The sequence below is a fragment of the Bacillus sp. z50 genome (assembly GCF_058313585.1).
In genome coordinates this window covers 69067-82919 of the sequence record NZ_JBZFQL010000005.1, presented here as the reverse complement: position 1 = coordinate 82919, position 13853 = coordinate 69067, and the positions used below count along the sequence as shown (strand labels likewise).

The following is a 13853-nucleotide window of genomic DNA, read 5'->3' as shown; positions in this document are numbered from 1 at the left end:
ATATATGCATATAACAATAATTGGATCAGGTATAGCAGGTTCGGTTACCGCATATAAGCTTGCCAAGGCGGGCTTACAGGTAACTGTGATCGATCGTTTTGATAAAGGACAAGCGACAGATGCTGCAGCAGGGATTGTTTGTCCATGGCTCTCCCAGCGTCGAAATAAAGATTGGTACCAGCTGGCCAAAGGTGGTGCTCGCTATTATCCAGAAATAATTGAAGAACTTCGTCAAGATGGAGAAACTGAAACAGGTTATGCCCGTGTAGGTGCATTGAGTCTGCATGAGGATCCGAAAAAACTGGATGCGATGCTTCAACGTGCTGAAATGCGAAAAACGGATGCACCGGAGATGGGCAAGATAAGCTTTCTTAACGAAAACGAAGCAAAACGGTTATTTCCTATGCTTACTGAAGGATATGGAGCGGTACATATCAGCGGTGCTGCGCGCGTTGATGGACGGGCTTTACGAAATGCCTTGCAAAGGGCAGCTAGGAAATACAATGCACGATTCGTATCAGCCGAAGCACAGCTTTCTATGAAAGCAGAACGAATCGTTGTGACAGCTGGCAATGAAGAATGGATGCCTGACCAGGTCGTAGTTACTGCTGGGGCTTGGGCAGGTCAATTATTAGAACCCTTAGGATATCAGATGCAAGTCAGCTTTCAGAAAGCGCAGATTTGTCATTTACAGCTGCACAATATTGACACACATGATTGGCCGGTAATTATTCCGCCTAACGATCAATACCTGCTTGCTTTTCCAGATGGAAGGATAATAGCTGGTGCTACGCACGAAAACGATGAAGAGATGAATACCGGGGTAACGGCAGGCGGTGTACTGGAAGTACTAACTAAAGCAACTAAGCTTGCTCCCGGTCTTGCGAATGCGGGTTTGGTCGAAACAAGGGTTGGCTTCAGGCCTTTTACGCCAGGCTTTCTTCCAGTATTCGGCCGCATGCCGCATCACTCTAATCTTTATGTCATAAATGGCCTAGGGGCATCAGGTCTGACGATGGGTCCATTTATCGCTTCACAGCTCTCAAAGTTAATAGTCGGGCAAGAAACGGATATCGATATATCCGCCTATAATCCAGAAGGTGCTCTTTGTTATACTCAAAATAGAAAACCATTCAACTCTAGGTGAAACATCACTTCCTGAAGATGGCATTGTTATATAGATGAATTATACATTCATTAAAAGGCCGCTATAATCCCTGGCTTTTACATGCTATTTTAAAACGTCGTACAGATGGATGTATCATTCCAAATGACTGCTAATAGTAATGTAGTCTAATATGCTGGATTGTTATAAAATGGTAATATGTGATTGGTTGATAAATTTAGAGAGGCAGGAAAAAGTAGTGGAAACTATTTATAGCCATGAAGATTTGCTGAAGATGATGGACCAATTATTAAAAGAAAAAACCAGGTTTGATTGGGATCAATTTTATTTAAATCGTGATCGGAATGTACCTTTTTTTTCTAATCAGCCTGATGAAAACTTGGTAGAGTATTTCGATAAGGGCTTGTTTGTTCCAGGGAGTAAAGTATTGGAGTTGGGATGTGGTCCCGGGAGAAATGCAGTCTTTTTTGCTGAAAAAGGTTGTCATGTTGATGCCGTAGATTCATCTGAAGAAAGTTTGAAATGGGGAAAAGAGCGGGCTAAAGAGAGTGGATTAACAATTAACTTTATACATAAAAATATATTTGAATTAGCTATTGATGAAGGAAGCTATGATATTGTGTTTGATTCAGGATGCTTTCATCATATAGCACCTCATCGGAGGGGTACCTATAATAATTTAGTTAAAAGAGCACTAAAAACAGATGGCTTGTTCGGCATTACGTGTTTTCTTGAAAATGGGAAGTATGGCGGATCAGATATAACCGATTGGGATGTGTATAGATTTTGGAGCCTAAAGGGAGGTTTGGGGTTTACAGATCAAAAATTAAGAGACATATTTAAGGATCTGAAGGAAATCGAAATAAGAAACATGAGACAAACAGATTCAATGAATGGTGTATTTGCTGAGGAAGGTTTTTTAACAGCTATATTTAAAAAGTAAATTTAAATATTATAAAATATAATAGATTTAAAAGAGTGTGGCATCGTTTAAAGAACTTTGCCACACTCTTACTGCGTTCTCTATTGATGCGCTTTTAACCACATCATTGCCGTATAAGCATGCATGGCGGCACCGGTTGGTAGGATATCTTCATTAAAAACTACCTGTGGATGGTGCATGGGAAGTCCATAATGAGGGTCCTCTTCTTTTGTGCCGGCTCCCAGCAAAAAATAAACGGTAGGTACTTCATAACAGTACGAAGCGAAATCTTCAGAACCCATGCCTCCGCCTTCAAAAGAGATGACAGATTGTTTACCGACTACATCACTCACATAAGAGGACAATTGATTGGCCAAGTCTTTATCATTCGTTAAGGGCGGAACAGATGCAACAATCTCTATTTTAGCTTCACCTCTAAACATTTCAGCTGTTGATGTTACTATTTTCTCCATCCTTTTGTAAATGAAATCTCCTAAATCCACATTTAAGTAACGAATCGTACCTTCTAAGATGGCTTGGTCAGGGATTACATTATGTGTACTTCCTGCCTGAAACTTTCCAATCGTGATAACCACCGATTCGGTTGCTGAGATTTCTCTTGCTATGATTTCATGGATGGAGGTATAGATATGCGCTGCAATATTAATTGGGTCAACGCCGGTTTCAGGCATGGCTCCGTGACACCCGACACCTTTAACAGTAATTCTAAAGATTGTACAACCTGCGATTGCGGTTCCAAGCCCATATAATACCGTATTAGTTGGTGTACCGGAATGTACATGTAAGGCCATTGCTGCATCCACTTTTGGATTCTCCAAAACGCCCGACTTCAACATTAATTTTGCGCCCTTGAAGCCTTCTTCATTTGGCTGAAATACGAGCTTAACGGATCCTTCTAGTTCGTTCTCATATTGTTTTAATAATTTGGCAGCTCCTAGTAGCATAGTTGTGTGCATATCATGCCCACAGGCGTGCATATTTCCATTTGTTGCTTTAAACGGGTAATCTGTCTCCTCTTTAATCGGCAGAGCATCCATATCAGCCCGCAAAAGAAATGTTTTTTTTGCATCAGGTTTCCCTGCCAGTGCTACAATCCCACTTTCACAGATTTCTTTTGGTTCATAGCCAAATTCCTTTAACTTCTCCATTACGTATTTCGTGGTTTGAGGAAGATGGTCGCCTACTTCAGGATTTTGATGAATTTCTCTTCTATATTTGATTAATTCCTCTTTCATAGCCCGTGCATTTTCTAAGTATTGATTCATACATACCTCCTGCATGCCTTCATAGTTTGTTTCTTCGTATTTTGTGCATTGCAGGCAGTTTATATTACCGTTCTTCAATATAAATTGGAATAAAGTTCATAAATTTAGTAAAGGGGTTAAGAAAATAAATAGAGATCTAAAGAGTCTCTAGATTTGATTAACTTTATATATAAAAGCCGAAAATAACATAGATTAATTATCAGCATAGCAAATAGAGTTTACTCTAAGCCTTGAATAAACAAGCGAGGGAGACAAATCTAATGGCTAGTCTCTAAATCTGTTAAATAAGCAATGCATCGTTCTGCAAATTCTAGTACATGATTAGGAATTGGGTATAAGCCTGTTTCTTCTGCGGGTTTTTTTCTGATTTCCCAAAACTGATTCATTAATTCCTCATTCCCTTGAAATGTATCATTTGATAGTTTAATTAAATCAGAAGCAATTTGGGCTCCTATTTCAGATTCGGGTTTAACTTTGTTTTGAATACAATACTCAATTTGTTTTAGTAAGAACATATACTGTTGCGTTGTTTTATCATTGCTGCTTAGATTTGGTATGGATTTCTGTAAAAGTAGCTTTTCATCCTGATGGAAGTAATCAATCCATTTTTTTGAGTTATTTTGTGAATTTTGAACCAGTTTTAAAACATCTTCCCATGATAAGGATGCTTGCAGCTCGCTCATATTAATTAATGATGTAGTATTAGAAATGCTTGTTTGAATATTCGTGAGTTGATCTTGTAGATAATTGTAGTGTGAGATGAGAATTTGTTGGAAGGATAGACTGTCTAATATATCGCGAATAGTTTCTAACGGAAGTGAAAGGGATTTGAGAATAATGATTTTTTCAAGTTTGAATAAATCATCTTCTGAATAAGATCTCCTCCCGTTATCTGCTTTATAACTAGGGGTAAGCAAATTAATCTGATCATAATAACGCAGGGTGCGAACGGATATATTTCGCTGCTTAGCTACCTCTCCTGTCGTCCATTGTTTCATTTCATTTCCTCCTGAAAAAAACTTGCAGGTGACGTAACGTCATCTAATATAGTTGGATTATACCATATATAGGGAGAGGGCTATCGGATGAAAATGAACTGGAAAGAACAAGATGATTGGGGGCTAAAGGAATTCATATTATTAATCCTTTTGGAATTTGTGTTTGTAATTGGTTTTGTGAAATTGATATTTAAACCAATTATTACCAATTGGCTCGAGAATGATTTATATTCAGGGACATTAATTGGACTAATAATAGCCATTATTTTAATTTCAGGTGTTTATTATATTACTCTTAATCCGAAAAAATTATCTTGGAACGAGGTAGGGATAAAATCATTTAATGTGAAAGTTTGGAAGCTTATTATTCTGTATTCAACTATTTTATTAGTTGGTTCGGTGATTATAATCTTGTTTACTAGTCTTATAGGTAATTCGTGGGAGAATAACAAAACAGAGGCTTTACAGCAAAATGTAACTTTATTCACCTTTTTAATTGCTTTTATCTCCGCAGCTATTATATCTCCAATATATGAAGAAATCTTTTATCGAGGATTTTTATATCGCTGGCTGCGTACACGGATAGGATTTGTTGGAGCCATTTTACTTAGTTCAATCATTTTTACGATCGTACATATTCCGACCTATAATGTGATGCCAGTAAATTTCTTCAGTGGTATCATTTTTGCGCTGGCATATGAACGAACTAATTCAATTTGGCCAGCGGTTATCATTCACGGTTTGACTAATGGGATTATGGTTCTGCTGACAAGCTTCAGTTAAGGAGGTTGCTCCCGAGAGTTGAAAGATACCGTGTAATTATCCAGGTTTCCAAAGCTGATACTATTAAGTAATGGCCATTTGAGGCGATATTGAACAATTAATTTAGATTCATAGGGATATAATCAACAGGTGAGATGAAAGGTATTAATTCAAAAAGGATTAATACCTTTTTATGTTGAATTATAAATGGTAGTAAAAGCTCGAATTTGTAGAGGGAATCTTCGGAACAGGGGAAATTGGAGGTGTGGAAAGTGGTTAATATTTTAAAAGCGAATGCAAGTCATGTTGAGGGGATTGCGAAAGTATGCAGTGATGGGTACTGGGCAACTTATAACGAATTACGATCTGAAGAATATATTAAGAGAGTTATAAAAGAGTTTTATAATCATGAAAGAATTCTGAAGGAAGTAAGTGAAACTGGGGTAGAATGGGGTGGCTATTTTGTTGCTGTTGAGGAGAACAAAGTCATTGGGGCAATTGGAGGCGGTATGATCGATAAGACTTCTGGGGAGGTCTTTGTCTTATATCTTAACCCCAATAGACGTAATGAAGGAATTGGGACAAGGTTATTAGATGTTCTTACAAAACAACAAAAAGAGGAATTTCATGCAACTGAGCAATGGGTATCTGTAGCAAAGGGAAATCAAAAAGGAATTCCTTTCTATGAAGCAAGAGGATTCATTTTCAATAATGAACAAAGAGGATACGGAAATACCAAGGAAGAAAACTATATCTCATTAAGATATGTTCGTAAGATATAACTGTAATTTTTGATGAAAAGGGAAGAATGTATATGAAAAATAAGATTGTGTTTTATATCTTAATCATCAGTTTAAGTATAAACTATTTTAGAACTGCTCAAAAAAGAAAAGCACAAGTGCATCGGCACTTGTGCTTTAATCGTTTACTGCGGAGCGTTAATATATAATAATCCTTCCGCTCTTTCAATCGTTTTATTGCCATAGTCATCTTCTGCGGTTACTTGAACGGCTGCCCCGTTTGCTTTGATATTTTTAGTGGCAGTATAGTAGCCGACATAGTGTCCTTCCGATGTCTCACGCATTGGAAGCTCAAGTGCATTTGAGACGCCAAGGTTTGTGACTGGAGCAAGGATTGAGAAGGTAGCGTCTAGCCCAGGTTCACTATCAAATTCGATTTTGACAGAATCGCCGCTTTCCAATACTTTGTCCTCAGCAGGAAGTATGTTGGAAAGTTCAGGTGCCGTATAATTGGCATCAATTGTGATGATCTTTTTAATGCTGTTGCCTGCTTTATCCTTAGCTTGAACAGTAATCTCATTTATACCTTCATCAAGAAGGATACGCTTGCTGAATTTCCCGTCGCTTACAGTTGCAGTTTGACCATTTACTTTAACCCAATCCAGATTGGCATCAGCAATTGTTCCTGTAACTGTAACGGTTTCTTTATTTGTTTTAGAACCATCTGTCGGTGAAGTAATAGTCAGTTCAGGTTTATCCTGATCAAGTGTAATCGTAACTGGTTCAGATGGGTCTGTTGAACCGACATCAGTTTTTGCTTTAGCAGTCAGTGTATTTGCACCATTTTTCAACTCGACTGCAACTGAGAAGTCGCCACTTGCATTCGTTTCCGTAGTAGCAGTTTGTTCTCCATCATTGAATAAATCAATGGTTGTTTCAGGAGAAGATTTACCCTCAACTGTCACAGATTTTTTATTCGTAAATGCTCCATCTTTAGGAGAAGTGATGGATGGTACTTGTAATTCATAGTTGACGGTCGCACGGATCATGTAGTTTCCTTCAGCCTCTGGTGATTGAGACCATGCACCGCTTACACCTTGCCAGCTGCGTTTAGCATTTGGACCGTCCTCATCAGTTGCCAAGCCAGGTGAATTAGGATTTGCTTTTGTTTGTGTATAGACAATGAAGAAGTCTCCTTCTACCATGATGCCGTGTTCGGCAAGGTCAACATGTGTCCAAGTGCCGTCACGTAAAGCTGTCTCGTTGAAAGGACCTGCCAATTTAGTACCAGGACCGCCGTTTGCACCACTGGCATCATAAACGGATACTTGGAATTCAGTACCGCCTGGGACTGGCCATTCCATATCCCAGAAGCGAAGGAGTGCACCAGTTACTAGAGCTTGATCTTCCCCTTCTTTTAATGACATTTTAACAGCCCAGCTATTGCCTGCCGCATTGAAGGATCTGGCATTTTCAGCTGTTCCATCATCATACTTAATCTCACCTGCATAGCCAATGAATGGACGTAACTCAACATTTTTAACGACTGGTTCGCCTGCTTCAATGGTTACAGTTGTTTCGGAACTGTAGTAGGATGGTGCAACAAATTTTAGTGTGTAGGTACCCTCGTATGCAGTAAGGGAATACTCGCCATCTTCATTTGTAGTCACAGGCGTAATGGCAGCATCTTCCACAAGGTAAACTGTGGCGCCTGCAACAGGATTTCCTGTTACTTTATTTGTAATTGTACCGCTGACAGTACCTTTAGGAATTTCCTGTAGTGTAAAGTTTGCGGTAGCAACTCCACCATCTTCAACACGTACTGCTTGTGTTTGAGATTGGAATCCATATGTTTCTGCTTGAACAGTGTAATCACCTGTTGCGTGCGTTAATTCATAGGATCCATCCTGTGGGTTGGTGTAAACAGAACGGCCAGTTTCAAGAACGGTTACCTCTGCTTGAATTGGTAAAAGCAGTGGTCCCGGGCTTTCATTGCTAGGTTTTTCATTTTTTGAACTATCTTTTTCAGATATTGGTTTGATTTTTGCTGCGTCTACTTTTTCTTTTGCTGCTTTTTTGTCGTCTTTAGGGTCTTTAGCTTTTGTATCTTTGATTTTAGTATCAGTAGCTTTTGTATCTTTCTTCACACCATGTTTAGCTTTTGACGAAGGTTGGATAGGAGTTGCCGATAATTTGACATCATCCAAATACCATCCAGCTTTCTGGACAGACCCATCAGTTGTAACATTGAAGGAAATGTAGATGCGTTGTCCTGCATATTCGCTTAAGTCAACTTCGCCATCAATCCAACCATCGGATGTTTGGTTGAAACGAGCTGCCTGTGTCCAGTTGGTACCATCAGTAGAAATAAATACATGCCCAAAGTCATAGTTTCTTTCTAAATCAAACCATTGTTTGAACTGTAAGTAGCTGGCTCCTTCAGGAAGATCAATTGGTGGCATTTCCAGGCTCATATTAGAGCTGTTTGCATAGTTTCCTGTCAGATTTGTTGCATATACCTTTTCACCAGAGAATGCAGCGCCAGGGCCTGTTGTTGGTACTCCCCATTCCCATGAATTATTTGTACCGTAAGATGTCCATCCGATTGGGTTTTGTTCAAAATCTGTTTCATAGCCAACTGTAATACCCGGAAGTAATTCTATTGGATAAACAGCTGTTTCTTTTGAATTGCCTCCAAAGTCATATGCGATAAATTGGTATTCTGTTGAATCACCGGTTAAATCAACACCAGGTATGGTTGCTTCGTATTCACCGGATTTATAATTTCCGCTTACACGTTCCGCAGCGACTTCAGTCCAGCTGCCATCTGCTTTTTTATATTTCAAAACGACAGATGTTACGGATACATCGTCCGTAGCGGTTGCGCTAAGAGGAAGGTCCATTTCTTTATAAGAAGTAGTCACAGGCTCTGTTTCAATTTCAGGTGCATGAGTATCATCACCTTCCTTGGAGACAGTTCCTTTAATTTTTCCTAAACCACTAACAACTGAAGAGACAGCATCAAAAGCATTTACCAAACCGTGACCATATCCATAGTTAGGTGACTCTGGATAAGCGCTGTCAGTTAATGGTGTTGCTGTTAAGTCCATAATCTCTTCCATTTGATCGACAGTTAAGCTCGAATCAGCTTGTCTAAGCAGGGCAACTACTGCGGCCACATGAGGCCCGGCCATTGATGTTCCATTATAGGAAGCATAATCGTTTCCAGGTATAGCTGAGCGAATATTTACACCTGGTGCAGCTATATTTGGTTTCATGACTCCTTCATATGGAGAAGGTCCCCTTGAAGAAAAGCTTGCCAAAGCATTATTGATATCTGTTGCGGCAGTTGCGTAAGATTCAGGATAATTGGATGGAGCTGCTATAGTTCCTGCTCCTCCTCCGTCATTTCCTGCTGAAAATTCAGGGAAGATATCCGCATTTTTCCATGCTTGAACCATTGGACGGAACCATTCGTCCAATCCTGGTCCGCCACCCCATGAGTTGTTTACGACATCTGGTGCGTATTCAGGATGTGGAGTTCCATTAGCATCTTTAGGAGCTAATACCCATTCACCTGCTTCTAACAAATCAGCACTCGAGCCTCCACCTGATGCAGAGAGAGCTTTAACCGCTATGAATTTAGCGCCGGGTGCTACGCCGATTTGGTTAGTACCGTTTGAATCTGATCCGACCATTGTTCCAATTGTATGTGTACCGTGACCATTATCATCAAATGCTGCAGGGCGGTTTGTAGAAGTAGCATCAAACCAGCTGAACTCATGGGTCGGGTTGTCTGGATTAGCAGGGTTGTACCCACGGTATTTTGTCTTTAGGGTAGGGTGATCCCATTGCACACCAGTATCTATGCTGGCAACGACTGTTCCAGCTCCATCAATTCCCATTGCCCATGTTTGAGGTGCGCTGATTTTTTCGATATTCCATTCAATCGAGGAGACTTCTGCCTTTGTCTCTGTTTTAGAAGGTTTCTCCTTAATATTGGACTCGATTAGTGGTTTCTCAGCTTTGGATTGTTTAACAGGTTCTACAAGGTGTACTTTTTCATTCGGTAAAAGTTTTTCTACTTCAGGAAATGCGGCAATTTGTTCCATGACTTCTTTTGTAGCCGTAACAGCCATACCATTAACGATGTAGAAGGATTGAATATCTTTAACCTTACCGGCTTTTTCTTGTTTCTCTAAATAGTTTTTTAGCTCATGCTGAGTTTCTTCAGCAGTTGCGCGCAGATTTGTAACGATGGAAGATCGTTTTGTCAAGGTCGTCTTGGCTGATGAAAGCTTTTGTTTTTTTGCAGTAGCAGTAGCTTCTTTTGCTACCTTGGCAGTGTCGACCTGCTCTTTAAGTTTAATTAAGAAGGTGACTTTTTCTTCTTCCTTAAACTCATTTTGAAGATCTTTGGAGATTTTGTTACTGCTATTCTGTATAATCGTAGATTTTGCTGAACTATGGATGGATTCTGAGGAAGCAGTAGAAGATGGTGAAGACGTAAATCCTGTAGTTAAGAGCAATGATGGAATGAGCATAGATGTTAGAATGAGTGACGACAGTTTTTTTCTCTTTGTTTTCAACAAGTATTCCTCCCTATACTAGATTATTAAATTGCCAATATGCCAAGTATTTTTTCACCTCCCTGTTAAGTAATATCGAATTATGTAATCCTGCTGATATTTCTACCATAACGAATTGAAGTAAACAAATGCTGTCACTAAATGTCGCAAGTATACTATGGAAATTGAAAATGAATCATTGGATGTAGTTTGGCTACAGCTGTAGGTGTCATTCTAATTAGGAAATGATTAGAAAAGAATATACTTATACCTGATTTCATATGGAGATAGTTGTATGAAAAAGGAGGGAGGAAGAATTTTAATATACTATTATAATAAAAATAAGCCATCTGACTTATTAAGCTATTTAATTACTAGTCTTTCTTTGTCTTATTCAAAAAAAGACTGGGGATTAAGGTGGGATATTTTGTTACTTATATGAAATAAGGTGAATCCAACTCTCACCTTTATCCCAGAAAAATATTCAGAATCGGTAGTTTTAATTTATTTAGATAAAGAAATAGGCTATGTTTATTGTTGGAAGATGTCGAACTATAGCAGGATATTTAGAGGATACTGACATAACTGATGTAGAATATGGTTTATGTGCTTTTGTCTTATGCTTGTCGGAGGCCAACAGGATGTTGGTCACAAAGACGTTGCCACACGATGTGGCGTATTTAGTCTTTGTTCCTTGATGCAGTCGTTTCAGCTTTTTATTCAATCTAGCTTCAGGGCCTAGGAGCTCGGGACATAAGCAAAGCCACTGCGGGGGGAAGTACATCCCCTACGTGCCTTTGTCTTATGCTCCTCGCTCCTGACCAAGGCCCTTCAGCTTTTTTGTTTTGAATTGCTTGAAAAATTAATGAAATTTGATGATAATTAAATAAAACATGTATACTGGCTACATGCTGATGTTGGTAGAGAATATTTATACGCTTTATATAAGGGAGAAATCATGATGTTAACAGTGACACCCAAATTACCTGGAGAAAATAATAAACATTATTCGTACAGAATTATTAAGAATGGCATTATGTCTCTAGAATTAAAACCAGGACAAGCAATCAGTGAAATTGAGCTGGCTAATGAATTAAGGATTTCTCGTACTCCAATCAGGGAGGTAATCGGAAAATTAAAAGAGGAACATTTGGTTGAAGTATGGCCGCAGGTCGGTTCATACATATCAAAAATTGATTATAAATTGGTTAAAGAGGCGGCCTTTATGCGCTCTGTACTAGAAAAAGAGGTTCTTAAGTTAGCCTGCGAATCTATTTCTGATGAAACATTATTAGAGTTAAAGAAAGTTATCAGTTTACAAGAAAATTTTATAGGAAAAAAAGGAATGGAAAGAACTTTTCATGAATTGGATCAGGAATTTCACTCCCTATTTTATAAAGATCAGGAAAAAGATCATATCTGGGATGCAATAAATCGGTTAAGTACACATTATAATCGAATCCGATTGCTATCTGAAATCGAATATGATTATACAGATATTATTAAACAACATAAAAACATTATTGATATTATTGAAAATAAAAAAGTTGATCAAATAGATGAGGCTGTTAGTCACCATATATTAGGACCAGAGAAATATTGGAATAGTTTGCTGGAACCGGATAGCCAATATGCTGAATACTTTGTAGAATAATCTCATATGTCCTTATCATCAATGGTATATTGGATTATTCGATCAGCCCTTATTCATGGAATAAGGGTTTTTACTGTTTAAAAGGGTAATATAAACTTAAATTGGATGTATGTACGTTTTCCCCCCTTTAAATATAATAGATTGATAAAATTTACCGTTACTTTAGTTTCTCTAATACCCTTGCAAATATAGAGGACAGTTACTATAATCACCGATATAGGAAAAACGGTGAATGTTAGAAGAAAAGTGGGAAAGTTGAGAAATAGGGCGAAATGTCTGAATAATCTTGACAAATGTGTTAAAATGGGTAATGTTATATTAAAAGATGTTAGAATTATTAGAAAATTTAAAATGTTCAACCAGATAGAAACGGAGGGTTTTAATTGGGTAATATGAAGAGTAAATCTACAACACTAGCGATTGGCTTTATGCTCTTTGCCTTATTTTTTGGGGCTGGAAATCTAATATTCCCAGTATTAATGGGACAAATGTCAGGGTCAAATGTTTGGGAAGCTACATTTGGCTTCATCATAACTGGGGTGGGATTGCCTCTGTTAGGGGTATTGGCAATTGGGTATTCTGGCCAAAGCGATTTATATACGATGGCTAAACGTGTACACCCAATGTTTGCTATTATATTTACTACAGTTCTTTACTTGGCAATCGGGCCTTTATTTGCGATGCCGAGGACAGGAACGGTTTCATATGAAATTGGTGTTAAACCTTTAATCGGTGATATGAATAGCACAGTAGCAATGGCGCTTTTCACTGTAATCTTTTTTGCTATTACTTGTTTCTTTGCATTAAAACCAGGAAAAATTATAGATATAGTTGGTAAAATGTTAACACCAATATTATTATTTTTTATCGCTTTATTGATTCTAGCAGCTTTGTTTAATCCAATGGGAAGCCTGACAGCTCCGGCTGAACAATATACAGAAAACGCATTCTTTAAGGGTTTCCAGGAAGGTTACCTAACAATGGATACATTGGCATCCTTCGTATTTGGAATTATCATTATTAATGCAGTTCGTTCAACAGGGATTCATGGCAAAAAAGAAATGATGACAAGTGTTATGAAATCTGCTTTCATTGCAGCCGGTTTACTTGCGGTAATCTATGCAGGGCTAGCATATTTAGGTGCTACCGGTGTGGAAGAGATTGGTGCATTTGATAATGGGGGTGCGATATTAGCAGCAGCATCTCATTATTATTTTGGTTCTTATGGAAGATTAATTTTAGGACTTGCTGTTATTGCAGCGTGTTTAACGACTAGTATCGGTCTTGTGACGGCTTGTGCGGCCTACTTTAATACATTGGCTCCGAGATGGTCCTATAAAACATATGCTATTGTTTTATCGGTATTCAGTGCATTAGTTGCCAATGTGGGACTTGCCGACTTAGTGGCTATTTCAGTACCTGTCCTGACAGCTATTTATCCTTTGGCTATATGCTTGATTTTCCTTACATTCATGCACAATGTATTTAAAGGTTTTTCAGAAGTATATATTTGCAGTTTGGCATTAACCTTTATTGTTAGTTTGTTTGATGGTTTTAATGCAGCGGGTCTGCAAATAGAAGCAATCAATAATTTATTTGCTTATTTACCGCTTTACTCCGTGGGATTAGGATGGATTGCACCAGCCATATTGGGCGCTATTATTGGTTATCCGATTGGTATGATGAGACAGTCTGCTCCCATAATGAATGAAGTTCCAGATATGCAGAAAGACTAGTTAGTACATGTAAAGCCAGCGTGAGACACCGCTGGCTTTTATAATTTACTTTTTTACCAAT

Annotated in this window: 9 protein-coding genes; 6 read left to right on the top strand and 3 right to left on the bottom strand. The window is 38.4% G+C overall.

From position 1 onward, the window contains the following. Positions 1-4: 4 nt before the first annotated feature. On the top strand, positions 5-1147 hold the full coding sequence (locus AC4G3N_RS14605; RefSeq protein ID WP_491090426.1) for an NAD(P)/FAD-dependent oxidoreductase: 1143 nt from the start codon (positions 5-7) through the stop codon (positions 1145-1147). A gap of 169 nt (positions 1148-1316) precedes the next feature. Beyond that, complete coding sequence (locus AC4G3N_RS14600; protein ID WP_140462182.1) at positions 1317-2069, top strand: SAM-dependent methyltransferase; 753 nt, start codon at positions 1317-1319, stop codon at positions 2067-2069. A gap of 80 nt (positions 2070-2149) precedes the next feature. Here the strand turns inward: AC4G3N_RS14600 and AC4G3N_RS14595 are convergent, their stop codons facing one another. Both AC4G3N_RS14595 and AC4G3N_RS14590 read right to left on the bottom strand, forming a co-directional pair. Continuing rightward, positions 2150-3334 (bottom strand): M20 metallopeptidase family protein, encoded by a 1185-nt coding sequence (locus AC4G3N_RS14595; protein ID WP_491090424.1) that lies wholly within the window; start codon positions 3332-3334, stop codon positions 2150-2152. Positions 3335-3591: 257 nt separating this feature from the next. Continuing rightward, positions 3592-4332, bottom strand: coding sequence for a MerR family transcriptional regulator (locus AC4G3N_RS14590; protein ID WP_491090422.1), 741 nt, complete (start codon positions 4330-4332; stop codon positions 3592-3594). A gap of 87 nt (positions 4333-4419) precedes the next feature. Here AC4G3N_RS14590 and AC4G3N_RS14585 point away from each other — a divergent pair, with 87 nt between their 5' ends. Both AC4G3N_RS14585 and AC4G3N_RS14580 read left to right on the top strand, forming a co-directional pair. Beyond that, positions 4420-5115, top strand: a complete 696-nt coding sequence (locus tag AC4G3N_RS14585) for a CPBP family intramembrane glutamic endopeptidase (protein ID WP_490553503.1) — start codon at positions 4420-4422, stop codon at positions 5113-5115. 251 nt (positions 5116-5366) lie between these two features. Beyond that, a complete protein-coding gene (locus AC4G3N_RS14580) occupies positions 5367-5876 on the top strand; it encodes a GNAT family N-acetyltransferase (protein WP_066108060.1) in 510 nt (169 codons plus the stop codon). Between the two features lie 143 nt (positions 5877-6019). Here the strand turns inward: AC4G3N_RS14580 and AC4G3N_RS14575 are convergent, their stop codons facing one another. Next, positions 6020-10426 carry a S8 family peptidase gene (locus tag AC4G3N_RS14575; RefSeq protein WP_181162049.1) on the bottom strand — a complete coding sequence of 1469 codons (4407 nt, stop codon included), beginning with the start codon at positions 10424-10426 and terminating at the stop codon, positions 6020-6022. Positions 10427-11360: 934 nt separating this feature from the next. Here AC4G3N_RS14575 and AC4G3N_RS14570 point away from each other — a divergent pair. After that, positions 11361-12056, top strand: coding sequence for a GntR family transcriptional regulator (locus tag AC4G3N_RS14570; RefSeq protein WP_139063869.1), 696 nt, complete (start codon positions 11361-11363; stop codon positions 12054-12056). Between the two features lie 383 nt (positions 12057-12439). Beyond that, positions 12440-13792, top strand: coding sequence for a branched-chain amino acid transport system II carrier protein (brnQ, locus tag AC4G3N_RS14565; RefSeq protein ID WP_373925501.1), 1353 nt, complete (start codon positions 12440-12442; stop codon positions 13790-13792). The last annotated feature ends 61 nt before the right edge of the window (positions 13793-13853 follow it).

What these genes read in the sequence shown, in the direction of transcription:
- AC4G3N_RS14605 (WP_491090426.1), top strand. Translation starts at nt 5, where the DNA reads ATGCATATAACAATAATTGGATCAGGTATAGCAGGTTCGGTTACCGCA.
- AC4G3N_RS14600 (WP_140462182.1), top strand. Translation starts at nt 1,317, where the DNA reads ATGGTAATATGTGATTGGTTGATAAATTTAGAGAGGCAGGAAAAAGTA.
- AC4G3N_RS14595 (WP_491090424.1), bottom strand. Translation starts at nt 3,334, where the DNA reads ATGAATCAATACTTAGAAAATGCACGGGCTATGAAAGAGGAATTAATC.
- AC4G3N_RS14590 (WP_491090422.1), bottom strand. Translation starts at nt 4,332, where the DNA reads ATGAAACAATGGACGACAGGAGAGGTAGCTAAGCAGCGAAATATATCC.
- AC4G3N_RS14585 (WP_490553503.1), top strand. Translation starts at nt 4,420, where the DNA reads ATGAAAATGAACTGGAAAGAACAAGATGATTGGGGGCTAAAGGAATTC.
- AC4G3N_RS14570 (WP_139063869.1), top strand. Translation starts at nt 11,361, where the DNA reads ATGATGTTAACAGTGACACCCAAATTACCTGGAGAAAATAATAAACAT.